We start from the raw sequence: 23961 nt of genomic DNA on the forward strand, positions 1-23961 counted from the left end.
TTATAAAATTATTCAGAAAGTAACGAGGGTATTTGGCTGTGGTTTGTTTCCTGAGTAGGGTCGTGGATTTTTACCCTGGATTTGCTGATCAACAGGTAGGCTAGAGGTACGACATACAACGAGAAAAAGGTGCCTACCACCATACCACCAAGAATTACTAAACCGAGTTGCTCCCGGCTTTCACTACCTGCACCCGAGGCCAATGCTAAAGGCAGAGCCCCTAGGACCATTGCCAGAGTAGTCATTAATATAGGCCGTAATCGAATGCGAGCACTTTCCATGACTGCATTTAATCGATCATGACCAAGTTTGAGTTGTTGATTGGCAAACTCTGTGATCATGATGCCGTGTTTGGTAATCAAGCCGATAAGCGTCACCATCCCAATATTACTATAGATTGATAAGGAACCGCCAAACAGATACAGCGCAATAACCGCTCCGACCAGGCATAAAGGAACGCTAAAAAGTACAATGAGAGGATCAATAAAACTTTCAAATTGTGCAGCTAACACCAGATAAATGAATAAAAGGGCTAGTAAAAAAGCGTATAGGCTACTGCCTGATGATTCAAGATAGTCTTTTACAGCGCCAGTAAAGTGGTATTGAATGTCCTCTGGTAATTTTTCCTTCAACAGTCTTTTTACCTTGGTGAGTACTTCGTTCAAATGAGCCCCAGGAGCCAGTTCCGCAGTTATATTGGCCGTGCGTAAACGATTTAGATGGGGGAGACTGTCTGGGCCAATGGTATTTTTTATCTGAATCAGGGTTGATAAAGGGATCATACGCCCACGCCCACTTTGGACATAAAGTTTGTTTAATACAGAAATATCACGGCGCTCAGCTTGTTGTAGCTGTAGTATCACCTTGTAGGCTTGACCGTCGTAATTAAAATTCACCGGGTTACTACCTCCCAGCATTGTAGAAAGTAATTCCGCCACGTCCGCTAGATTCACATTTAGATCAGCCGCTAATTGCCGATCAATTTCAACATCAATCTGTTCGCTATCCAAGGCTAAATTATTTTTTACATGCCTGAAGCGCGAGTCGTCAGACAGGGATTTGGTAATGTCGTTAGCAATTTGGTTTAACCGCAGGTAGGAGGTATTCCCTAAAAGGGCCATACTAAACTGACTATTAATTCCTCCTCCACCTCGATGACCCAAGGGGTTAGGACTTGCGGGAAAAACATTGATACCAGTAATTTTTTGCATTTTCTCGCTAAGCTCATTACTTATTTCTCTTTGACTACGGTGCCGTTCATTCCAGGGAGCTAATTTTAAGAGAGTAAAGGCCGATGAGGGTTTTACTGAAGTAAGATAGACTACTTTCTCAGGAATTGTTTCATAAACGGCCTCTAGCTCGCGACTATATTGATCGGTATAAGCCGTGCTGGCATTAGTCGGTGAAGAGATAGGGGCTATGATATACGATTGATCTTCTGTTGGAGCAAGTTCTGCCCCCAGGCGTAGATAGCAAAACAAGCCAATGAGGCAAGAACAAAAAACTAAAATACCAAGACGTGAAGGTTGCTTAAGTACGGCAAACAAACTTTGATGATAACGAGTGCTTAGTTTTTCAAATTGTTTGTCTAACCACAGGCTGTAACGACCTTCTTGATGTCGTAAAAGCCTTGAACACATCATGGGTGATAAACTTAAAGCAACAATACCAGAGATAATCACTGTCAAAGCCAGGGTGGTCCCGAATTGCAGGAATAGTTTGCCAGTAAAACCGGCAACAAAGCCCATAGGGGCATAAACTGCTGCCAGGGTGATTGTCATTGCCAAGACAACAAAAACGATTTCTGTACTCCCTTTTATTGCTGCTTGCATGGCAGATAATCCTGCCTGCATATGGCGGTGGCAATTTTCGAGTACAACAATAGCGTCATCCACTACCAAGCCAATTGCCAATACCATTGCTAATAAAGTAATCGTATTTAATTCAAAACCCAACCAGTACATAGGCCAGAAAGCACTGACCAGGCAAATAGGAATGGTAATGATAGGAATCATTGCCGCGCGCAAATTACCTAGAAAAAGAAAAACCACCAGTCCAACAAATAAAATGGCTTCAATAAATGTTTTATAGACTTCATGGATAGAACGTTTAATAAAATTGGTTGAATCAAAAACCAGTTGAATGCTAAAACCCGGGGGCAAGGTTTGCTGCAAGGAAACCAATGTTTTTTTAACCGCTGCTGCCACGTCGACAGGATTTGCAGTGGATTGCGCAAGGATTGCTAATCCAACTGCCGATTTACCATTAATACGGAGTAAATTATCTTCATTTTCGCTGCCTACCGAAACGGTTGCCACCTCGGCCAGACGGATGAGTTGATTATTACGATGGGCAATGACGAGATCAGCAAAATGCTTAGCATCTTGCAAACGTGCATGAGTGACTACCGTATAATAACGGTTAGTGCTTTTAATTTGACCGCTTGGAATGTCGAGATTTTGCTGGGTAAGTGCATTTTTAACTTCGGCAACAGTGACTCTCCGGGCTGCCATTTTTACCGGATCGAGGGCAATTTTAACGGCGTAATCTCGTCCACCATGATAGGTTACTTCTCCGACCCCTTTAATTTCTTGTAACCTGGGTTTGATGTGACGGGAGACATAATCGGTGATTTCAAGGGAGTCTTTTGTTTTATCATGAAAGCCAATAACGGCAACAGGATTTGCATCTGCGTCGTTTTTACTGACGACCGGTGCATGGCTATCTTTGGGGAGTTTTGCCTGGATCGCGGACATTTTGTTACGAATATCGCTAACGATCTCATTGATATCAACGCCCAGTTGAAAATCAATATTAACCCGGCTTTTACCTAACATACTGGTGGAGCGTAGCGAGTCAACGCCTGATATACCTGACAAGGCATTTTCAATGGGAATAGTAATTTCTTTTTCTACCAATTCAGGACTTGCCCCATCATATTCAGTAGAAATATGGACAATGGGTTTATCGATATTGGGTAAATGCCTTACCGGCAATTTGTTGAAATGAATCAAACCGGCAATAACCATTAGTAAAGTGAAAACAATTGTAAAAACGGGTCGTTGGATGCAGCGTTTGGAAAAATTCACTCTATTTCCTACCCTTCATGAATATCAATGACGTGACTTCCTTCCTTGAGCTTGTGTTGACCTCGCACAATCACGATATCATCGGCTTGCAAGCCACTGCAAATCTCGGTCATCGAGGCATGATGCGCGCCTGTTTCAACAGGGACAGCGACGGCTATATCATCACGTAATACAAAGATTTTTTGACCATGGATAGTCGGAATCAGGCTTTCTTCGGGAACCAGGAGACGTTTTTTCTTTTCACCAAACTGGTGACTGACTCGCACAAACAATCCCGCAGACAGTATGCGTTGCGGATTATCGATCAACGCTTCCACCGCGATAGTTCGTGTTTCGCGGTCAACTGCTGGATCAATATAATTAACCACGCCTTGAAAAATTTTTTTAGGAAAAGCATCAGAAACCACATTGACTTTCTGTCCCTCTTGTAAACGGGGTAAGTAACGTTCTGGCAGATTATATTCGACTCGCAATTTTTGATTGGCGACCAAATGGACCAGCGGTTGGCCAACTTTTACATATTGCCCTACACTGACTTGTCTTGAGCCCAGCGTCCCGGAAAAAGGTGCCCGTAAGCTTAGTTTTTCTAATTGGGCCCTCTTGGCTTTCACCGTATTCTGTTTTTCCTGCAAATCAGCTGAGGCTTGGTCCAAGGCTTGTGCCGAGGCAAGTTTACGTTTGGCCAATTCATTCATACGTTGGTAGCTTGTTTCACTTAGTGTGAGATTGGCTTCTGCACTGGCCAATTCACTTTTTAAAACGGTATTATCGAGCTGGATTAAAAGCGTGCCTTTTTTTACACTGGCTCCCGGTTTGAAATAAATCGCTGCAATTTGCCCGGCTAATTCGGAACTAATATCGATGTTATCGGTACTGGCAAGACTACCCAGGGTTTCAAACTGTTCTGCTAAGATTTTTTCCGTAACCGCTGCCGTTTCAACGGCAATTGCATTCATAGGAATGGGGTTACTAACCGCTTTCTTGTGTTGAAAAATAAAGATAGATGTTGAAACGATGCCCAAGAGTGTCATGAGCAAGATAATGGAGCGAGATTTCATGCCGAAGGCACCCAATAGCTATAGATCGGTAGATTATAAAGCACTTTGGACGAAGATTCAAAAAAAGGTAATCAGGTATAGGTTTAATAGATATCAATTAGCAAAATTACTAAACAAAGGGGTTAATGCAACATTTTCCAATAACCCCATTAATCAACGTGGTGGATTAGCTAAGCTTACTACATTGTACAATGTTCTGAATTCTCTTCGGGAAGAAGTGATTGTCTACGTGTCTCAATGAATGTTTGCTTCTCTTCTAATTGGGTTTTGTATTCCGTGTATGCCAGATAATTACGTGCCATAGTCTGGTAGTTTTCAAAATTGGATAAAGCATCCTCCTTGACTAAAGATTCTTCAGAAGAGAAGAAGTGCAAGCTGCTACTGAGTGCCTGGAATCGTTTCATCTGTTCAATAACGATACCACTGGCATGGTTATTGATAAGGTCCAGGGTTCGTTGCTTGGTTGCACCTGGCTCGAATAATTCGAAAAGACTCCAAATGGACGTGACTAGGTTATTAAGCTCCTTAAATTTTTCAAGATGGTTATTGGCTTCTTCAAGTGTAAATTTTTTAATCTGTTCTTCAGTAAGATTCGCCAGGACCTGCATTTGTTCTTTCATGGTTAAATTTTCATCAAGTAGTAAAATAGTAGTGTTTGATACTAACAAAATGTGATCGTTGTTACTACTATAAAAGAGTTATTCTTTTAATAGGGAGATAAAGAAATGGACACGAGACTTGATTATTATAAAATTTCTCCGGATGCGGTCAAAGCCCTCTACAGTCTTGAGAGTCATGTTAGCAAAAGTGGTTTGGAAAAGACCTTATTAGAACTGGTTAAATTAAGAGTATCACAAATCAATGGCTGCGCTTACTGCGTTGATATGCATACTACTGAGGCTCATAAGTTAGGTGAAACAGAGCGCCGCTTACATGCGGTGGCTGTTTGGCATGAATCGCCTTTTTTTACCAAGCGTGAGAGGGCAGCTCTGGCTTGGGCAGAATCCGTTACCTTATTATCAGAAACACAGGCTGACGATGAGACTTATCAACAAGTCCGCCAATGTTTTAATGAGTTGGAAACGGTCGAGTTGACGATGGCAATTATTACCATAAATAGCTGGAATCGCCTTGCTGTATCTTTTCGTAAATTGCCAAAATGAATGGGAATAAAAAATTGAATTGGAGAGGGTTAACACCTTGCCAGCAGTAGAGTGTCACTGCATGGCAAGGATTAAGATTTTACTTATTGCCTAGCATAGCATTTTGGTTACAAAAGCGTACTTCATCTTGTTTATCAAATCCTTGAATAGCAGTAACCACAGGTCGACTAATCAGGCTAATAGCCGATTTAAGGAAACTTGCTGCGGCCAATAAAAAGGCAGCGCCAGCGACAAACAGATAATGAGACATCTGCAAATCTTCATCGATAGAAACTTTGTCTTTAGCTTTCATAAAACCAGTGTGAATTGCCAAATCTTGAACACCTTCCCAAATAGCAGCTGCTGCAGCTACGGTTGCGACGGCTAAACTCATAAGCGGTATGGCAGTGGCACCAACGACTTCATCAAAATAATCATGGCCATCACGTAAGCTTTCAAAAATCTTCAAACGTTCCAGCGCTTGCTCAGATAAAAAAGCAAAACCATCATCAAAGGTCATTTTCATGAGCGTTGCACCTTTTTTCTTAAACTTTTCTTCCAGAAAATCCAAGTGATCTGCATAATTTTGGAAAAAATTCTTTTTTACATCAGGTGTATTTTGACCTGTACAAATTTTTACATTTTGGAAAAAACTAACGATGCCCATTTCCACTCCCAGATGTTAACTAAATTGAATTTATGGTTAGCAATTATACATTTATTTTATTTTTCGTCAATGCAGTACAGAGAAATTCAAATAAGTTTAAATTTCTTTACCCAGAAAGAAGATACAGTTTTTTATTTTTTTAGCCAATTAATTTAACAGACTGGTAATAATATTTGAGAGTAATTTTACAGCTTATTCGAAAAGAAGCTAGACTTGGTTAGTGTTGGTTTGCTGACTGCGTGGCAAAGACATGAATTTTAAATCATAAATTAAAACAATTTGTTCAAAAAAATATTGATTTCTCGGAAGCCAGCCTCTTTCGAGGCAGCAAGTTAAAAATCCCGAGTCTTAAGGTGATTATTGTTTATTCTCTGCTAACCAGGTGGTTAAAACATCAATAATTTTTCGCGCTTGTTCTTCACTGGAAATATTGAATTTAGATTTCATCCAGTATTGGTTATTACGTTTTTGATAACGTCTGATTGAGTATTTGATTGGGCCGAACTCTTTTTTACTCGCATCCCAATCCTGGTAGCGGAACATAATCGTCGTCCAGGCGCCTTTGGATAATACCTCTTTTCCCAGTTCGCGAGTCGTTTCCGTCCCATCTTCGCTATAAGCAATTGTTAAATCATCAATCGTTTCACTCATGGTTATTTCCACGCTGTAAATTAATCGATGGATTGTAATTTGCCGTTAACAAATGTCAAGCTAATTGGTGATTGGTATTGTCCAGGCTGATAAATCCACAATTCTGGTTTTTGATTACTCACGATGGGTTGATTGATAAAGGTATTATTGACAACGGAGGGATTACCACAGGCGTTGTAAACCGAGGTGACGGGATCCCCCACTTGAATACTCCGGCCGCCACAGATAGAAAAGGCATTGCTGCTATTACCATTGAGACGGATGGCACTCACTTTATTATCAATCACATCAACTTCCAATTGTGCGCCGCTATTTGTACCTACAGGGACAGACCAAACACCATAAAAGGCTGTCTGACTACCCTGATTGTTAAACATGAGTTGTTGCATGGGTACTTTTTGAGTGACTGGGCGATTTAATTGCTGTTTACTTAAGGGTTGTCCACAAGCAGCCATCACTTGGTCTGTTGTCATACCAATATTGATGTAGCCTGCATTTTGTGGACAATAAAAGGATTGAGCAGCAAGCACATTGAAAGATAAAGAAAAAGAGGCTATCCCTAAGGCAGTTACGAATCGGCTAGTCATAAGCGTGTCCAAAATGATTGCAACCTGATTCAAGTATAGCTCTCCCAATGTAGTTTTGCCGTTTAAAAATAGGCTAAACAAGTCGTAAAGGCATTGATGCACTCATGAACAGAGTAATCACCTTTAAAATAATTAAAACAATAAAAGGAGAAAAATCAAAACCAGAAATATCAGGTACCAAACGTCGCCCTAAATCTAATAAAGGATCGGTCACCATCTTGATAATATCATTCGCAGGATGTTGCCATGCTGGATTAACCCAACTCATAACGACCCGGATCAGAATCATATAGAAAAGCAGGTTACAGGGTTGAACAATAAGATCAGCCACAGAAAATAACAGAATATAGGAGATTGGCATGAGGGTTTTATAAAGAAGCAAGCCAAGGACTATAAATTTAATAATTTCAACAACAATGAGTAGACCAAAACAGACCCAGTCATAGCGCTGTTTTGCCGGTAGTTTTTCTGTTCCTATCAGCCGTTCTAGTGGGCCGAGCAAAGGATCTGTTAATTTGTTTATCGCTTGGTGCACAGGATGCAGGCTACTTACATGGAAGTAACGCAAAATAAGACGTAACCATAAAACAAACAAAAACAAATTGAAAAATAGGCTGATCAGAAAATAGGTAACCGCCATCAATCCCGCCATCATATCCTCGCAAAAAAGGTTAATTAGAAATTTATCCTAGCGTGTTTATAGCATCGATTTATTGCTGAATATCACTAGGATCCCAGTTGTTGTGCGCGTTCACAAGCTGCTTTCATTGCCTGAAATATCAGCTCTTCGAATCCTTGTTGTCGCAGTATATCGAGTGCAGCGGCAGTTGTGCCAGAGGGAGAGGTCACCTTTTTTCGTAAAGCAGACAGTTCAAGGGTATTATTTTTAGCTAAATGGGCAGCTCCGAGAACTGTTTGCAAGGTGAAGCTGTGAGCAATGTTCTCGTCAAGCCCAAGTTTTTTGGCCGCATTAATCATTGCTTCCATGAAAAGAAAGACATAGGCCGGCCCGCTACCGGATAACGCTGTCAATGAATCAATATCACTTTCTTTCGTAACCCAGGTCGTGAGGCCAGAGGCTTGAAAAAGTTGTTCAATTAGGTGCTTCTGTTTGTTGGTAACACAATCATTCGCTATTAAGGGAGTGGCTCCTTCCCGCACAGCGATGGGTATATTAGGCATACTACGGACGATTGCTTGGTTCGTGGGACAGTATTGGGCTAACCAGGAGAGACTCATGCCAGCAGCAATCGAAACCAGTAAGCAGTTTGGAGGCAGGTGAGGGCTAATTTGAGTTAAAACGGTTTTCAGGTTCGCCGGTTTAACGGCTAAAAAAATGACGTCAGCATCCTTAATAACTGCCAGATTATCATGGTCGGTGTGAAAGCCATCATCATTAATTCCTTTTGCAAGGGAAGGAGAGGCAGCAAAAATTTGGTAATCACGATTATTGCGTAAAGTACGCGCAATTGCCTGTGCCATGTTGCCGAAACCAATAAAACTAATTTTCATCGCTGTTAACCTTGTCTTTCACCAAAGATAGCGCGGCCAATGCGTACTAGAGTACTACCAGCACGAATCGCTGCTTCAAAATCATCACTCATTCCCATGGATAGAGTATCCATGGATAGGTTCAATTTTTTGTTCAAATCAGCTAATAAACTAGCAAGACGCAGAAAACTCTCATATTGCTGCTGTGTGTTGTCTTGAGGACGAGGAATGGTCATTAATCCTCGCAATGTCAAGGAGGGTAATTGACCAACAAAAAGAGCAAGTTTTTCAGCCTGAATTGGGCTGACACCCGACTTACTCTCTTCCTCATCCAGATTAATTTGCAGACAAATATTAAGTGCAGGCAGGTGTGCAGGACGATATTTAGCCAGCATCATCGCAATTTCTTCGCGGCCGACACTATGTACCCACTCAAAGTCTTGGGCTATACCCCGAGTTTTATTGCTTTGAATGGGGCCGATGAAATGCCAGTGAATTGCTAAATCAGATAAGGCATGAATTTTGACTTGCGCCTCCTGTAAATAATTTTCACCAAAATCACTGATCCCTGCTTCAAATGCCTGTTTAATTGCATCGCTTGACTGACCTTTGCTGACAGCCAGTAATTTTACTGTATTTGCTTCGCGCTCGTAACGTTCAGTAGCTGTAGTGATAAGCGTTTGAATTTGATGAACGCGATCGCTAATGGTCATGATTTAAGACAACCCAAAAAGCCTAAAGGTAGCAAATTATTGTGCTGTCTAACAATAGAATGCGATCGAAATGCTATTTATTAGCGTGAAGTGAGTTTCGAATGAAAACATGAGTTCGCTAGACACAATCCGGGTTACTCTGCATGATAGTTTGGGATAAATAGTTGCAAAAACAGGGATCGATATGGATATCAAGGAATTATTAGTAGTTGCAGTAGACAACAAGGCCTCGGATTTACACTTATCAGCTGGGTTACCCCCTGTGATTCGTGTAGATGGAACTTTGCATCAGACAGCACTTCCAGTCTTGGAGCAGCAAGAACTTAGTCAGCTCCTTGCCAATAGTATGACTACCGAGCAAAGAAACGAGTATGGGCAGAATAAAGACATTGATTTTGCTTTCGAAATTGCAGAGCTGGCTCGTTTTCGAGTGAATGTCTTTCATCAAGCACGGGGTGTTGGCGCGGTATTCCGTGTTATTCCATCAAGAATTCCCAGCATGGCGGAGCTGGAACTGCCACCGATTTTTACTGAAATTGCTTTTTATTCTCGTGGCTTGATATTAATTACCGGGCCTACCGGTTCGGGGAAGAGTACTACGGCTGCTGCATTGCTCGATCACATCAATACAGTGCGTTCTCAACATATTCTTACGATTGAAGATCCGATTGAATTCATCCACCAAAGTAAAAAATGCCTGGTTAATCAGCGTCAGGTTCGGCGTGATACAATCAGCTTCAATGCAGCTTTACGTTCAGCCTTAAGGGAAGATCCGGACGTTATTTTGGTCGGTGAGTTACGTGATTTGGAAACCATTCGTCTTGCTATGACTGCTGCTGAAACAGGTCACTTGGTGTTTGCGACTTTACATACGAACTCTGCCGTAAAGGCAATTCACCGGATCATTGATGTGTTTCCTGGCGTGGAAAAATCACTGGCACGCTCCATGTTAGCGGAATCTTTGCAAGCCGTTATTGCGCAAAATTTGTTGCCAAAAATAAAGGGCGGCCGTATTGCTGCCTTTGAAATCATGCTTTGTAATACCGCTATCCGTAATCTGATCCGTGAAGATAAACTCGCACAAATGTACTCTTCTATGCAGACTGGACAGGCTAAGGGGATGCAAACCCTGGAACAACATTTAATGCAGCTATGGCGATCCAATTTGATTGCAGCGCCTCATATACAGGAAGGCGGTGTTCATCTAAGCTAATGGATCGTGCGTTCGACATGGAAGGAGCAAGTTTCTCACTTGCTCCCTTGCTGGGTAGGGGTTAGGCGTTTTTCTGTATTTCGATGAGCTGAACAATCCCATTTTCTGCCAGGGCCAACATCTGATTGAGTTGATCACGATTAAAACTCTTATCTTCTGCTGTACCCTGCACTTCTATGAATTGGCCTTCTTCATTCATTACAATATTCATATCGGTTTCTGCCAAGACATCTTCAGCATAATCTAAATCAAGGACAGGTTGGCCGCGGTAAATACCGACGGAAACAGCTGCAATGTAATTAAATGCGGGCATTTTACGTAGTTTTTCGCGTGCCACCATCCATGAAAGGGCGTCTTTCATTGCTACACAGGCACCAGTAATTGCTGCAGTACGAGTGCCGCCATCTGCCTGAATCACATCACAATCGAGGGTAATGGTGCTTTCGCCCAAGACTTTCAAATCGATGCAAGCGCGTAAAGAGCGTCCGATGAGCCGCTGAATTTCAAGTGTCCTGCCACCTTGCTTCCCTTTGCTGGCTTCCCTTTCTGTCCGGCTGTGTGTAGCGCGAGGCAACATACCGTATTCAGCAGTAATCCAGCCCTGGTTTTTGCCTTTAAGAAAACGGGGTACGCCATCAATAACCGAGGCATTACATAAAACGCGAGTCTCGCCAAACTCAACCAAGACTGAGCCTTCGGCATGACTAGTAAAATTACGGGTGATTTTGATCGCACGTAATTGATTGGGTTCACGATTGCTGGGGCGCATGCTTAATCCTCACTAAAAATGGGCGATTATAAACCTTTCGGTCGGACTATGCACCTGGGCTTGCATTTGTACAAATTTAGTTTATAGTCGCCCAACGTTAAATTTTGCTAGTATTATTTATGACCTATAGTATGACCGCCTTTACCAGAGTGCAGAAACAGCTCGATGAAGGTATTCTGTGCTGGGAAATTAAGTCAGTGAATCATCGCTATCTGGATGTCTCTTTTCGTTTGCCGGAAGTCTTCCGTTTTTTAGAAACTTCTTTACGCACTATGATGCGTGGAAAAATAAGTCGTGGTAAATTGGAGTGTCAACTTAAGTTCCAGAGTAGTGCAAAGGATGCCCAATCCCTACGTATCGATGACTGCCTGGTCAACAGTCTAATGGCGGCAGGACATCAGTTGGCGACGACTAAGCAATTACCTAATGATTTAACGTTAAGTACCATTTTATCCTGGCCTGGTGTGATACAAACCTCCCAATCTGATCAGGAGGCATTAGGCAAGCAGGTGGAGTTATTATTTCAGGAAACCCTGGATCAGCTATTGGCGGTAAGAAAGTCCGAAGGGCAGGCATTGAGAGTACATATACAAAGTCGTTTAGATAAATTACAGGATGAAATTAAAGTGGCATGGCAATTGGTTGCACCACTTACGGAACAAACAAAAGACAAGTTACTGACCCGGTTGCATGTTTTGCAACTGGAGGTCGATAAGACACGTGTAGAACAAGAGATTGCTCTGCAATTGGCTCGTTTGGATGTGACTGAAGAGCTAGACAGGTTGCAAACCCATGTGGTTGAAGTCGAAAAAGTGCTGCAACGTGAGGAAGCGGTTGGACGCCGTCTGGACTTTTTGATGCAGGAACTGAATCGGGAAGCGAACACGCTGAGTTCAAAATCAGAATCCGTTGCTTTGACCCAGAGCGCTGTTGAAATGAAAGTGTTAATTGAGCAAATGCGTGAACAAATTCAAAATATAGAGTAAGACCATGGCCGATGCTTATGCAGGTAATTTAATAATCGTTGCTGCTCCCTCCGGGGGAGGGAAAACCAGTTTGGTGCGAAAGTTAGTGACTTCACTCCCTGAAATCGAAGTCTCTATTTCCCATACTACCCGTAAAAAACGGCCCGGTGAAAAAGATGGGGTGGATTACTTTTTTGTTGATGAACAGCAATTTATGGCCATGATAGAAGCCAATGCATTTATAGAGCATGCCCTGGTATTTAATCATCATTATGGTACTTCTGTAGCGCAGATAAACACCCGTCTCCAGGCAGGCGTTGATGTGGTTTTAGACATTGATTGGCAAGGTGCCCAACAAATTAAAGATATTTTTCCTGATGCTGTTTCTGTCTTTGTCATACCGCCTGCACTGGATACCCTTAAACAGCGGCTTTTAGACCGGCGTCAGGATAATGAAGAGGTTATTTCCAGCCGTATGCGGCGGGCTCAGGATGAACTAAGCCATTTTTCAGAATTCGATTATCTGATAGTCAATGATGATTTCAATAAAGCAGCTGCTGAGTTACAAGCCATAGTCATTGCAAACCGGCTCCGAATGGCTCGTCAAGTCAATCAGCAAGGAAAATTACTTTCATTCTTGATGGCATCGCAGTAAAATAGACTATTTTGGCTCCAAGTTGGTATCTTTTTTAAGTTCTGGAGGAGAAGAGTATGGCACGTGTAACCGTAGAAGATTGTTTAGAGCATGTTGCAAACCGGTTTGAATTAGTCATGGTGGCTACCAAACGTGCTCGTGAGATAGCTGTTCGTGGCGAACAACCCATGGTGGAATGGGAAAATGATAAACCTACTGTGGTTGCTTTGCGAGAAATTGCTGAAGGGTTAGTTAAGCCGGATATCCTGGACAAAGACTAGGATTATTGGAAGCGGTCGACATTGTCATTGGCATGAGTAATTAGGATTGGAGTATGTGAGTATTTCCGCACAGAAAATCAATCCAAGTGTAAAAATGATAGAAATGTCAACGGACTCTAGTTTTGATAGTCAATTTTACTATAATGGTGAAACAAGAGTGTTTTTTATACTGATGTTTCCAGGTTGTTTTACCGCGCTTAAAACAAGCTGCTCCAAGCTATTAGAAAATTGACGAGAGAACTCAATGTTGTATCCGGGGGCATTAGCCCAAATAAATTCAGCGGTAGTTGAAGGGAGTGTTGTGTGAGCTACTTTAAGGAGTTAGACGAAGAGCTTAAATGCTACCTTGAGCAACCGCTTATTGAAAAATGTTATCAAGCTTATCTGGTCGCTGAAAAAGCACATCGCGGCCAAATGCGTCGCTCAGGTGAACCTTATATTACCCATCCGGTTGCCGCAGCGTTGATTTTAGCCCGTATGCGCCTGGATTATCAAACCATAATGGCCACTCTACTCCACGATGTGGTTGAAGATACCTCCATTAGTAAAGATGATTTAACCCAGCAATTTGGTGAAGATGTTACTGCCTTGGTCGATGGAGTAACCAAACTGACCAAAATCAAATTTGAATCTCGCGCTGAAGCCCAGGCGGAAAATTTCCGCAAAATGGTTTTAGCGATGGTGAAAGATATCCGTGTCATTATTGTAAAACTCGCTGATCGTTATCATAACATGCGTACCTTAGGCGCAATGCCATCGGTAAAGAGAAGACGCATTGCGATCGAAACCCTGGAAATTTATGCCCCCATTGCCAATCGTTTGGGGATGCATGCTATCTATATTGGTCTTGAGGATTTGGGCTTTCAAGCGCTTTATCCCATGCGCTATAGGGCTATTAAGTCAGCAGTCGAAAAATCACGAGGTAATCGGCGTGAGCTCACCCAAAAAATTGAACAGGATTTGCAGCAGGCCTTGGAGAAACTCAATATTCCCTATGAGCATGTTTTTGGTCGGCAGAAACATTTATATAGTATCTATCGTAAAATGCGGCAAAAAAAAGCGTCTTTTACTGAAATAACCGATGTTTTTGCTTTTCGAGTGATTACTGAGGATATTGATTCCTGTTACCGGGTTCTGGGAGCCTTACACCAAACGTATAAACCCGTGCCGCAACGTTTCAAGGACTATATCGGGATTCCTAAAGCCAATGGTTATCAATCCCTGCACACCACTTTATTTGGCCCCTTTGGGGTTCCCCTGGAAGTACAAATACGTACTCGCGACATGGATAAGGTGGCTGAAAACGGGGTGGCTGCCCACTGGATTTATAAATCGTCTGGTTTGGAAGTGAATGAGGCCCAATTACGTGCACGTGAATGGGTACAGCGCTTGTTGGAAATGCAGCGCAGCACAGGAAATTCTTTGGAATTTATTGAAAACGTTAAAATTGATTTATTCCCGGATGAAGTGTATGTATTTACCCCTAAAGGCCATATTATGGAATTGCCCAAGGGCGCTACACCAGTTGATTTTGCCTATACAGTGCATTCTGGTGTGGGAAATAGTTGTGTTGCCGCCAAAGTGAATCGTCGGCTGGTTCCACTGAGCATTCCATTAACGAATGGCCAGACGGTCGAAATTATTACTGCACCTGGGGCTCGCCCTAACCCGGCCTGGCTTAATTTTGTGGTGACTGGCAAGGCGCGCAGTAACATACGTCATTTCTTGAAAAGTCAGCAACATACGGAATCGATTGTGTTGGGTAAACGTTTGTTGGAGCAATCGCTTGTTGAGTTAGGCAGTGATTATGCCAAGGTACCGCCGGAGTCTTTGCAAGCCTTGTTACATGATCTAAATTATAAATCCGCCGATGAGTTACTTTATGCTATTGGTATTGGTAATCAGATGCCAATGATTATAGCCAAACGGCTGGTGATTAGTCAGGAAAGTAGCGAACTTGATAAAACAGCGAAAAGTGGTCCTTTGGCTATTAAAGGTACTGAAGGGATGGTGGTTCATTTCGCTGATTGTTGCCAACCGATACCAGGCGATAGTATTGTTGGGCGTTTTCAGCAAGGTCGCGGTATTATAGTGCATGCCAGTGATTGTCCTAACATTAATCAAGGACGAAATCACCCGGAACAATTGGTTTCTTTACGCTGGGATGACCAGGTGCAAGGTGAGTTTTGGGTAGATATTACCGTTGAAGTCGCTAATCAGCGCGGTGTTTTAGCTGCATTAGCAACAGCAATTTCTGAGGCGGAATCCAATATTGGTAATATTAATGTCGATCCACGAGATGGGCGGCATAATGGAGTAACTTTTTCCATCAGTGTGCGTGACAGAACTCATTTAGCACGAGTGATGCGTCGTTTGCGTGCTAATAAAGTGGTGATGCGCCTATATCGTAAAAAGCAGGGAGATTAATTGATGCAACCTATTCATAGTGCGTTAGCGCCAGCAGCGATTGGCACCTATAGTCAAGCAGTTCGTTGTGGAGATATTGTTTATCTCTCCGGGCAGATTCCGCTTGATCCGCAAACCATGCAATTATGCAGCGATGAAATTCGCCTGCAAATTAATCAGGTTTTTGATAACTTGGAAGCTGTTTGTAAAGCGGCAGGTGGCAGTTTGGCAAATTTGGTTAAATTGACTGTTTATCTGGTTGATCTGAACCATTTTCCGTTGGTTAACGAAGCAATGACGCGTTATTTTGATGAACCTTATCCAGCCCGGGCAGCAATTGGAGTAAGTGCCCTGCCGCGTGGAGCGCAGGTAGAAATCGATGGGGTGATGGTTTTACCCGCATCAGTTCAAGGTTAAGGACGTGGTTGATAAGCAATATACACAAACCGGGCGTTGGATGTTTCTCATTGCCTGGTTGTTGTTTTTTGGGTTATTGCTTTTATTTTTTTATTATTACGGTGAGAAGGAACAAGGTTCCTATCAAATCACTCATGGATCTGTCACGATTGTTGCTGATGAACAGGGGCACTATTACATCGATGGTTCCATTAATGATTATCCGGTTAAATTTATTTTAGATACAGGGGCTACTTTGGTGGCTATACCCCAATGGCTAGCTGCCAAGTTGCAGTTGCAGGGTCGTTATCCAATTAGCATCCAAACAGCCAGTGGCGAAGTGACAGGGACTTTGACTCGCCTAAAACAACTAAGTTTTGCTAAATTTACCTTAAATAACGTTAAGGCAGTGATTGTACCCGGCAGTGATGATGACACTATCTTATTAGGTATGAATGTGTTGTCCCAGTTTAATTTATCGCAGCAGGATAAACAGTTAATTATAAAAAAGTGATTTACCCTCAGGACTTACGAAAAATGTCGAAGTCGAGGCAAAATTGGATTTTAATGAGAGTGTTTAGCATGACTAAATGACCGAATTAAAAGCAAAATTTTAACGAAGGGGATCGGAGGTTGCGTGAGTTTGATCCTATTGAGTTTAGATTAAAGAGTCGTTGAGCTAGAAGATAGCAACCAAAACCTAAGCACATCAGGATAGTATCAACAGCTCTAAAAAAGCGATGAGTTTGTATGAGTATAGTTTCTCTTCATGGGGTAACCTTAAAACTTGCTGGCAATTGCTTGCTTGATGCGGTTGATTGGCAGATCCAGCCGCAGGAGCGTATTGCTTTGGTGGGACGAAATGGCGCTGGTAAATCTACTTTGTTGCGTTTATTGCAAGGCGATTTGCTGCCTGACAGTGGGCAACTGAATAAACTTGGCGGGTTACGCGTTGCTGGTTTAACTCAGGAAGTTCCCATAAGCGGTAAAGAGACGGTTTACCATTTTTTGGTAAAAAGTTTGGGTGAAGTTGGGGAGGTACTTGCGCAATTCCATCATTTATCAGCGACCAATGATTTAGCCAGATTAGCTGTATGTCAACAGCAAATGGATAATCTGCATGCCTGGGATTTGCTACCCAGGGTAGACATGATGGCAAGTCGTTTAGGCCTTGATCCGCAAGCGCAAATGAGTCGTTTATCAGGCGGAATGAAACGGCGGGCTTTGTTGGCTGCAGCCCTGATTGCTGCCCCTGATCTTTTGCTACTTGATGAACCTACAAACCATTTGGATGTGAATGCCATTGAATGGTTGGAATCTTATCTAAAAACCTATACGGGTAGTTTACTGGTTGTAACGCACGATCGTGAATTTTTGGGGCAGATCGCTAATCGCATTGTCGAAATTGATCGCGGCAAACTTTACAGTCACGAATGTGATTACGATACTTATTTGGATCGGCGTGAAGCACTACGGCTCAGTGAACAAAAGCAAAATGCTTTATTTGATAAGCGTCTGGCAGATGAAGAGGCATGGATTCGTACTGGTATCAAAGCCCGCCGCACTCGCAATGAAGGACGTGTACGCGCGTTAAAAGCAATGCGAGAAGAATACAAAGCCCGCCGCGCGCAATTAGGCAAGGTACAAGCATTAACCTTGGATGTATCGCGCTCAGGTTCTTTGGTTATCGAGGCGAATAAGGTTAATTTTTCCGTATCAGGCCAAACCTTGCTGCGCGATTTTTCACTGCTACTGACCCGTGGTGACAAGATTGGTATTATTGGTCCAAATGGTTGTGGTAAAACAACGTTAGTCCGTTTGCTCTTAGGCGAATTGAGTCCTGACTCCGGGACAGTTCGACAAGGGACCTCTCTGGAAATCGCCTATTTTGATCAATTACGCCGTCAACTGGATGAACAACAGACGGTGATGGCCAATGTAGCAGAAGGGGCTGATTACGTAACCATCAATGGTAAACAAAAACATGTGGCGAGTTATCTGCGGGAATTTCTATTTCCATCCGAGCGTTTTAATCAGCAGGTTGCCACACTGTCTGGGGGCGAACGTAATCGCTTATTACTTGCCAAGTTATTTGCCAAACCAGTTAATTTGCTGGTCATGGATGAGCCGACCAATGATTTAGATATTGAAACCCTGGAATTATTGGAAACCATGTTAATGGATTATCCTGGTACCTTGTTGTTAATCAGCCATGATCGCGCGTTTATTAATCAAGTCGTGACTTCCGTACTGGTTTATGAAGGAGAAGGCGTCTTTAATGAATATGTCGGTGGTTATGATGATTATCGTAGACAGAAAAAAGAGCGGCGTGAACAAGCCCCGGTTAAAGCAGCCGTTAAACGGACTACTGCTTCGGCGAAGTTAAGCTTCAATGAGCAACGTGAATTAAGCCAGCTGCCTCAGAAAATTGAAAGCCTGGAGCAAAAAATTGCTGCTTTACAGACAAGAATGGCTGAAGCAGATTTTTATCAGCAAGATGCCCAGATGATTACTTCACATACACAACAATTAGCGGCAGACGAAACGGAGTTAACTAAACTTTATGCCCGCTGGGAAGCGCTTGAAGAGAGGGGATAAACACAAAAATGGATATGGTCGTTTTATCTTTAGTGGTTGTAGGATGTGCAATTGTGGTGTTTTTCTCACAAGAGTTTGGCAATGCGTTTAAAAAATTATTTGCTATTCGCGGGATGAAACTCCTATTACCTCTTATTTTAACGACGGCTTTGATTGTTTATTATGAACATTGGGTGTTATGGGGGTTTCTGCATTTTCAAACCATCTTGCAACGCTCCGTCACGCTGTTTGCTGGTTGGCTACCATTTCAAAAGGGTGCTGACAGTGTGGCCAAGGTTCTTATCCTCTTTGTTAGCTGCATTCTTCCCGTTTTTGCGCTTAATGTCTGGTTGAAGAAAAAAACCTATCATTCTTTTAAGCATGCTTACCTGACCAGTACGATTATCTGGTTGCTGGTAGCGATATTGTTGACAGTGAGTTATCAAGCAACGATTGCCTAGGTTGATAATCTATTACCATCCGCTGAAAAAACCGTTACAGAGGCTTACGTAAAACGCCAGGTTCGAGGCAAAATTTGCATAAATCATTGAGTTAATGGGTCTGCATCTCTCCCAGATGGAAAGGATAGCCTTGGCGGCAGCGATTGTAGGAAGAAAAAACATAGCCGGGATTGGCTGAATAACTGTAGTGGGTTGCATCGTAATTACAACAGGGAATCCGGCTCATAAAACAACCGCGTTTGGCTTGCCAAACTAACCCCCCTCCTGTTCGGCTGAGCGAACGCCCATCGACACAGACATAACTGGGTTTCTCAGATACTTTGCCTGTAATACATCCCTGGGCAAAAAGGGTTGTAGGCACTAAGGCCAAAATAAAGCAAAAGTGTATCTTCATTCCCTTGTCCATTTGCTTGCTATACTCTTAAAATAGATGAGTTTAAAGACAATTCAAGTTGTTTTCGCAAAAATCATGCAAAGTTTAAGGACTGCTTAAGATTTTATGTTTAAAATGATCGTATATGACTTGCGGAGTTATTCATGCCTATCCAAAATGCGGAACTTTTAGCTGCCCTTCAAGATGATACTATAATCAGCCGTGCTGCAGGAGCAGGTGCCATTGATGCTCTCGATGCACTTATGAAAGTAAATCGCACTGTGCCCGGTGATTTTAGAGGAGTGATTCTTGCGAAAAAGGGTTTTTGGCATGGCTTCCACGCTATGGATGTAGATCCACCTAAACCGAATGATGGAACTTTTTTGGATGATACCGGTGGTCTTGTTGGTGGTGGTGCGAATTTTACGGCTCTGCATAAACTTGCAGTACAAAGAAGGGCTCAGGCTGGTTTAAAGGCCTCGGGTAGCACCTTAGATGAGGCCTTTTTGGTAGACCTTATCAATGGTGATGCGACTAATGCACGCACTAAGCTCGCTACTAAACCTGCAATCTTTGGTGCTTTATCTACGCTTACTCATCCAGCTGCTTGGGATCCTGCGACGCAGGATTTTCTAACTGACACAGCTGTAGACGCTATTAAAGCTCAAGCAAAAGAACAATTGTTACTTAACAAAATCAAGAATACTGCTGCTAGCAAAGCTGAGATTGAGCATCTCATCACTGAGGCAGCAGCAGGAACTGCGCGATTTCGGGTAGCGCTTCAAGCAGCTCCCTGGAACTTATCTGGGCCAACTGCAGGTAATTTGGCTCATACAGATTTTACCGATGCAGTTAAGAAAACAGCTTTGGAAAAAGGTTTAGCATTAACTATTAATGGGATATCTCAGGCCCATCTGTTAGATCCTGCCATAGTATTAGCTACGTTAAACAAAGATACTGCAAATTTCAAAAATGATATTGGTGCTCCGTATACTGATGCCTTATTGGGTGATCCAGAAATCCAAAAAGCCAAAGGCCAGCTTGGCCAACGCTTTTTAACTGCCAAACTGTCTCAGTTGGGAGGGCCAAGAGTAGGCGATCTGGTCGCACTTGCATCGCAGGGGGATGTTGCCGGTTTCGTGACAACAGTAAAAACATATGCTGATTTAGCTGGTGGGGCTCCTGCAGATGTTAATAATTTTGTGGCTCATGCTGTTACTCCCACTTCTTTGCCCATTTTGCGCCAAACTGCCGCTTTGCAGGCACTTAAAATAAAAATCGCACAGTGTGAGGATCCAGCTGCTTTAGATGCCTTAATCGCAGCGACAACAAAAGAACAAGTGAAGCAAGTTTTAACTGATAAGTCAGCTTTTGGTTTCAGCACCAGCCCGGCATTTCGCGAAGCGCTTAATAATCTTAGTCCTGCTCAGGTCAATGACATTGTGGCGGCTGCTCATGTACAAAAGCGATTGCTTGCTGCCGATGCCACTCAATTGAAAGCCTTCGTTGCCAGCCCTACTGCGGCCAACGATATTCAAGTTTATATGGGGCACAATCTCTCAGTAGCTATGCAGCCCAAAGTGACTGCCCATTTAACGCCTGAAAGAATAACCGAAATACGTGAGAAAGCCTTATTAGGTTATGCCAAAACCGAATTATTAAAACCTACGGTAATCGATGATGATGCTTTAGACGCCTTAGTTCAAGCTGGCGATGTTAATGATGTTAGGGATGGTGTCCGCCTACTAATGGGGGGAACTGAGGCTGACGGTTTGATAACGGCACATCTGGATCATGATAGCGGATATCTGCAACAGATACGTGCTTATGCTGCCGCTGAACAGGTCTTTAGAGACGGTAAAGAGCTCGCTAATTTAGACGGGGGCGATTACGATACTTTAGTTGCGGCCATTAATGATTTAAATGGTCATCCACCTCAAGTACACCAACAAGCATTGATGGCTGTTTTACCGCCTCAAGAGAAGCAATTATTGCAAGAGCGTATGGTAACCGACCTGGTAAGTCGATTCCCCACGGCAAAAGCGGGACATTCACCACAACAGTTAACTGCCTTAGCTGTAGCAAAAAATGAGGCTGAGTTTGCCACCGCACTTACAAATATGGGAATAACCGAGCAGAGTTGGGTAAATGAAGGGGCTAGGGCCAGAGTGCAAGAGGCTGCCTGTGCAAAAGCGTTGGATTTTCAAATTAATGCAACTGGTCCACATCCCCAATTACTTGCTTTGGTAAAACAATTGCCCTTGAAAAAACAGCAAGAATTGTTGACTAAACCAGATGTGATGGCCGCTTTATTAAACGTTGCTGTGGAAACGGGCAACGAAGCCGATGCTGCTGCAAAAGTGCGTAATATTCTTGGTGTAGGAAGTTCTGTTAATGTAGACGGCTTTATACAGGAAAACAAAAATTTGGCGTTACTGAGTCAAATTGCTAATCCAGAGGTTGCGCGCATTCTAGCTCAACAAACTCCTCCTTTGACGGCTACTCCTGCGGTAATTCAGGAGATTAATGACATGATTCATGCCAACGTTGGTGGCGGGGGGCATAGTGTATTTGATACCGCGAACGCAGCTGGTGCAAATTATATAAACATTATCAATAACATAAAAGGGAAGTTTTACGTCCACTCTGATGCCAATTTCTTTGCTGCCTTTGGTTTGAATCCTGCTGGTACTGCTTTAGATGGAGGAGCCGGGGCTCTGAGAGCGCCTATAGAGCAACAACACGCTCGCAATGTAAATATGCTAGCCAAAGCAAACGGAGTATTGCCTACACAACCAGACTACAAGTTAATAACCTTTTGTACGGCACTCAAAAAAACAGCTCCGTTTACGACAGCTCCTGCCGGTGCTGCCAATAATCACTATGATCGATTAAAAGAAGACATCCAGGCGTCAGCGTCTCTTGAGGCTTTTATGACAGTAGCCGCCACGCGAGGTGGTTCTTATTACGGTGCACTGGATCCGGCCGCTTTACGGCAACAGCTGACTCCGGAAGTATTTAAACAATTGAAGCGCGAGCAAAGCCGTCAGATTCTGTTAGAAAACGCTACCTATGCAAACAATCTTACTGACAAAAAAAGAGAGATTGACAAGATCAGTGCTCTCTTTGAAAAAATGAAGACAGCCGACGATAAAATACGAGGTGAACTGGAACGCTTTGGTAACACCAAGTCAATTGACTGGTTTAATCCAGCATTTCATGCTGCTGCCAAACAAAATGCCGCGAAGTTAGGGCCGGAATTTTTAGAGTTTGCTAAAGGCTGTGATGCTTTCGTTACGCAATTGGCTCATCAGAAAGCGTTGATTGATGAGCAACTAGCAAGTTTACCATCCCAGACTGCCGTGGCTGCTTTACCCAGTCCTCCTGCAAGGGATGCTCAAAAACGTGATATTGAAGCCTATCGCAAGGTGTTAATAGATAAAGGGAATCTCGTTGGAAAAGAGCTGGAGCATTACCAAAAAATGCAAAAAGTACTCCGAGGAGATCCGGATAGTCCTAATCCCCTGATGCAAAAAGGTCTTGTAAAAACTGTGGAAGAAGCCAAAGAGGGTAAGCAAGATATCCGATTTCACTTTGATAGTGAATGTGAGCCCGATCGCCCGGCTTCTGAGATGGCTGAGTTTTTTAAAGCGGATTGGAGAGGTAAAAAGACTATTCCTGCGGGGGTATCGACGATGTCAGCCACGGGTGGAAATAGGCCAGCGTATTACCATGCTGTACCTGTAGTCGCTGAAGGGATGGTGCGCGCCCACCGCATTTCTTATGGGGGAGATCCAACACATCCCAATGAGAGGCTTACGGGCGGATTTCTCGAACAGCGGGGCGCAGATAGAGGAACCCCTGGTAAAGACGGGTCGATGGAATACTTGCCAAGCATTAAATTAACCGTCAATGCCTTTCCGCAAAAGCTACCAGCGAACCCACCACATCCAGAGACCACTGATCAAGCTTTGCATGAGGCACGAGTCAATTTTTCCATGGCAATGGCCTGCCAGGTTTTGGCGGGTTTGCATGATGCACCGACTAAAGATAATCCAATTATACTGGATGGAACAGATCCTAAAGAAATGCAGTACTTATGGTCTGGTTTGGTCGCGATGGGCAAAGCGAATCCGAATATGTCGTTTGGCCCGGATGCAATTAAAGTGATATCAGGTGCATTTCAGCCTAAGAATGAAATGGGTACTATCTACGGTTTATCGAGTAACTCACTTTACGAAAAAGGCTTTAAAGGAAGTCCCGCACTGACTAAAGCAGAATCCTTTTTTACAGAGGCTAGTGGCCATAAATCGGGTAATCAAAAAGGGTTGTCACAAACAACCAAGGATCTTACTAAACTTTCCCAAATGTTTAAACAGGATTTTCAGGGTGTTAAGCGGGTTGCCGGCGTTGTAGATGAGGTAAATCGAGAGAATCAAGATCCTTCTGTCGTTTCGAAAATAACGCCAAAACTGGGTGGATAGTATT

At 43.0% G+C, this 23961-nt stretch carries 22 protein-coding genes; 11 read left to right on the plus strand and 11 right to left on the minus strand.

The window, feature by feature from the left end:
• Positions 1 to 8: 8 nt before the first annotated feature.
• The 3 genes from ACN4Z1_RS03035 to ACN4Z1_RS03045 all read right to left on the minus strand — a co-directional run bounded on the left by ACN4Z1_RS03035 (position 9) and on the right by ACN4Z1_RS03045 (position 4815).
• On the minus strand, positions 9 to 3089 hold the full coding sequence (locus ACN4Z1_RS03035; protein ID WP_228363355.1) for an efflux RND transporter permease subunit: 3081 nt from the start codon (positions 3087 to 3089) through the stop codon (positions 9 to 11).
• Positions 3090 to 3097: 8 nt separating this feature from the next.
• A complete protein-coding gene (locus ACN4Z1_RS03040; RefSeq protein WP_228363354.1) occupies positions 3098 to 4147 on the minus strand; it encodes an efflux RND transporter periplasmic adaptor subunit in 1050 nt (349 codons plus the stop codon).
• 179 nt (positions 4148 to 4326) lie between these two features.
• A complete protein-coding gene (locus ACN4Z1_RS03045) occupies positions 4327 to 4815 on the minus strand; it encodes a hypothetical protein (protein ID WP_419388166.1) in 489 nt (162 codons plus the stop codon).
• 57 nt (positions 4816 to 4872) lie between these two features.
• Between ACN4Z1_RS03045 and ACN4Z1_RS03050 the strand changes: the two genes are divergently transcribed.
• A complete protein-coding gene (locus ACN4Z1_RS03050; protein ID WP_228363352.1) occupies positions 4873 to 5310 on the plus strand; it encodes a carboxymuconolactone decarboxylase family protein in 438 nt (145 codons plus the stop codon).
• A gap of 79 nt (positions 5311 to 5389) precedes the next feature.
• Here ACN4Z1_RS03050 and ACN4Z1_RS03055 read toward each other — a convergent pair whose 3' ends face one another.
• From ACN4Z1_RS03055 to ACN4Z1_RS03080, 6 genes are all read right to left on the minus strand, one after another.
• Positions 5390 to 5956, minus strand: a complete 567-nt coding sequence (locus ACN4Z1_RS03055; protein ID WP_228363351.1) for a hypothetical protein — start codon at positions 5954 to 5956, stop codon at positions 5390 to 5392.
• 357 nt (positions 5957 to 6313) lie between these two features.
• Positions 6314 to 6607: a hypothetical protein gene (locus tag ACN4Z1_RS03060; protein ID WP_228363350.1), complete on the minus strand. Its 294-nt coding sequence runs from the start codon at positions 6605 to 6607 to the stop codon at positions 6314 to 6316.
• 20 nt (positions 6608 to 6627) lie between these two features.
• Positions 6628 to 7194, minus strand: a complete 567-nt coding sequence (locus tag ACN4Z1_RS03065) for a DUF2845 domain-containing protein (RefSeq protein WP_181879386.1) — start codon at positions 7192 to 7194, stop codon at positions 6628 to 6630.
• A gap of 73 nt (positions 7195 to 7267) precedes the next feature.
• On the minus strand, positions 7268 to 7846 hold the full coding sequence (locus tag ACN4Z1_RS03070; protein WP_228364075.1) for a YggT family protein: 579 nt from the start codon (positions 7844 to 7846) through the stop codon (positions 7268 to 7270).
• Between the two features lie 74 nt (positions 7847 to 7920).
• Positions 7921 to 8706 carry a pyrroline-5-carboxylate reductase gene (gene proC, locus ACN4Z1_RS03075; RefSeq protein ID WP_228363349.1) on the minus strand — a complete coding sequence of 262 codons (786 nt, stop codon included), beginning with the start codon at positions 8704 to 8706 and terminating at the stop codon, positions 7921 to 7923.
• Positions 8707 to 8711: 5 nt separating this feature from the next.
• Positions 8712 to 9398, minus strand: coding sequence for a YggS family pyridoxal phosphate-dependent enzyme (locus tag ACN4Z1_RS03080; RefSeq protein WP_228363348.1), 687 nt, complete (start codon positions 9396 to 9398; stop codon positions 8712 to 8714).
• A 184-nt stretch (positions 9399 to 9582) separates the two neighbouring features.
• Between ACN4Z1_RS03080 and ACN4Z1_RS03085 the strand changes: the two genes are divergently transcribed.
• Positions 9583 to 10611, plus strand: coding sequence for a type IV pilus twitching motility protein PilT (locus tag ACN4Z1_RS03085; RefSeq protein ID WP_228363347.1), 1029 nt, complete (start codon positions 9583 to 9585; stop codon positions 10609 to 10611).
• 61 nt (positions 10612 to 10672) lie between these two features.
• Here ACN4Z1_RS03085 and rph read toward each other — a convergent pair whose 3' ends face one another.
• The gene (rph, locus tag ACN4Z1_RS03090; protein WP_115221884.1) at positions 10673 to 11380 is read right to left on the minus strand and encodes a ribonuclease PH; all 708 of its coding nucleotides are present in this window, start codon (positions 11378 to 11380) and stop codon (positions 10673 to 10675) included.
• A 119-nt stretch (positions 11381 to 11499) separates the two neighbouring features.
• On the opposite strand from rph, the gene ACN4Z1_RS03095 reads away from it, so the two are divergent.
• The 8 genes from ACN4Z1_RS03095 (at position 11500) to ACN4Z1_RS03130 (ending at position 19100) form a co-directional block, all read left to right on the plus strand.
• Positions 11500 to 12366, plus strand: a complete 867-nt coding sequence (locus ACN4Z1_RS03095; RefSeq protein ID WP_228363346.1) for a YicC/YloC family endoribonuclease — start codon at positions 11500 to 11502, stop codon at positions 12364 to 12366.
• 4 nt (positions 12367 to 12370) lie between these two features.
• The gene (gmk, locus tag ACN4Z1_RS03100; RefSeq protein ID WP_228363345.1) at positions 12371 to 13000 is read left to right on the plus strand and encodes a guanylate kinase; all 630 of its coding nucleotides are present in this window, start codon (positions 12371 to 12373) and stop codon (positions 12998 to 13000) included.
• Positions 13001 to 13056: 56 nt separating this feature from the next.
• Complete coding sequence (gene rpoZ, locus ACN4Z1_RS03105; RefSeq protein WP_228363344.1) at positions 13057 to 13260, plus strand: DNA-directed RNA polymerase subunit omega; 204 nt, start codon at positions 13057 to 13059, stop codon at positions 13258 to 13260.
• A 303-nt stretch (positions 13261 to 13563) separates the two neighbouring features.
• Positions 13564 to 15687: a bifunctional GTP diphosphokinase/guanosine-3',5'-bis pyrophosphate 3'-pyrophosphohydrolase gene (gene spoT / locus ACN4Z1_RS03110; RefSeq protein WP_115221881.1), complete on the plus strand. Its 2124-nt coding sequence runs from the start codon at positions 13564 to 13566 to the stop codon at positions 15685 to 15687.
• Positions 15688 to 15690: 3 nt separating this feature from the next.
• A complete protein-coding gene (locus ACN4Z1_RS03115) occupies positions 15691 to 16083 on the plus strand; it encodes a RidA family protein (RefSeq protein ID WP_115174696.1) in 393 nt (130 codons plus the stop codon).
• 4 nt (positions 16084 to 16087) lie between these two features.
• Complete coding sequence (locus ACN4Z1_RS03120) at positions 16088 to 16576, plus strand: retropepsin-like aspartic protease family protein (protein WP_115221880.1); 489 nt, start codon at positions 16088 to 16090, stop codon at positions 16574 to 16576.
• Positions 16577 to 16812: 236 nt separating this feature from the next.
• On the plus strand, positions 16813 to 18660 hold the full coding sequence (locus tag ACN4Z1_RS03125; RefSeq protein ID WP_228363343.1) for an ATP-binding cassette domain-containing protein: 1848 nt from the start codon (positions 16813 to 16815) through the stop codon (positions 18658 to 18660).
• Positions 18661 to 18668: 8 nt separating this feature from the next.
• Positions 18669 to 19100 (plus strand): hypothetical protein, encoded by a 432-nt coding sequence (locus ACN4Z1_RS03130; protein WP_228363342.1) that lies wholly within the window; start codon positions 18669 to 18671, stop codon positions 19098 to 19100.
• Positions 19101 to 19191: 91 nt separating this feature from the next.
• Here ACN4Z1_RS03130 and ACN4Z1_RS03135 read toward each other — a convergent pair whose 3' ends face one another.
• Entirely contained in the window at positions 19192 to 19494 is a 303-nt protein-coding gene (locus ACN4Z1_RS03135; protein WP_115221877.1) for a hypothetical protein, read from the minus strand.
• A gap of 143 nt (positions 19495 to 19637) precedes the next feature.
• Between ACN4Z1_RS03135 and ACN4Z1_RS03140 the strand changes: the two genes are divergently transcribed.
• Positions 19638 to 23957, plus strand: a complete 4320-nt coding sequence (locus ACN4Z1_RS03140) for a hypothetical protein (RefSeq protein WP_228363341.1) — start codon at positions 19638 to 19640, stop codon at positions 23955 to 23957.
• Positions 23958 to 23961 lie beyond the last annotated feature (4 nt).

This window comes from Legionella sp. ST3F1, assembly GCF_048553315.1.
Classification (GTDB): Bacteria; Pseudomonadota; Gammaproteobacteria; order Legionellales; family Legionellaceae; genus Tatlockia; species Tatlockia donaldsonii.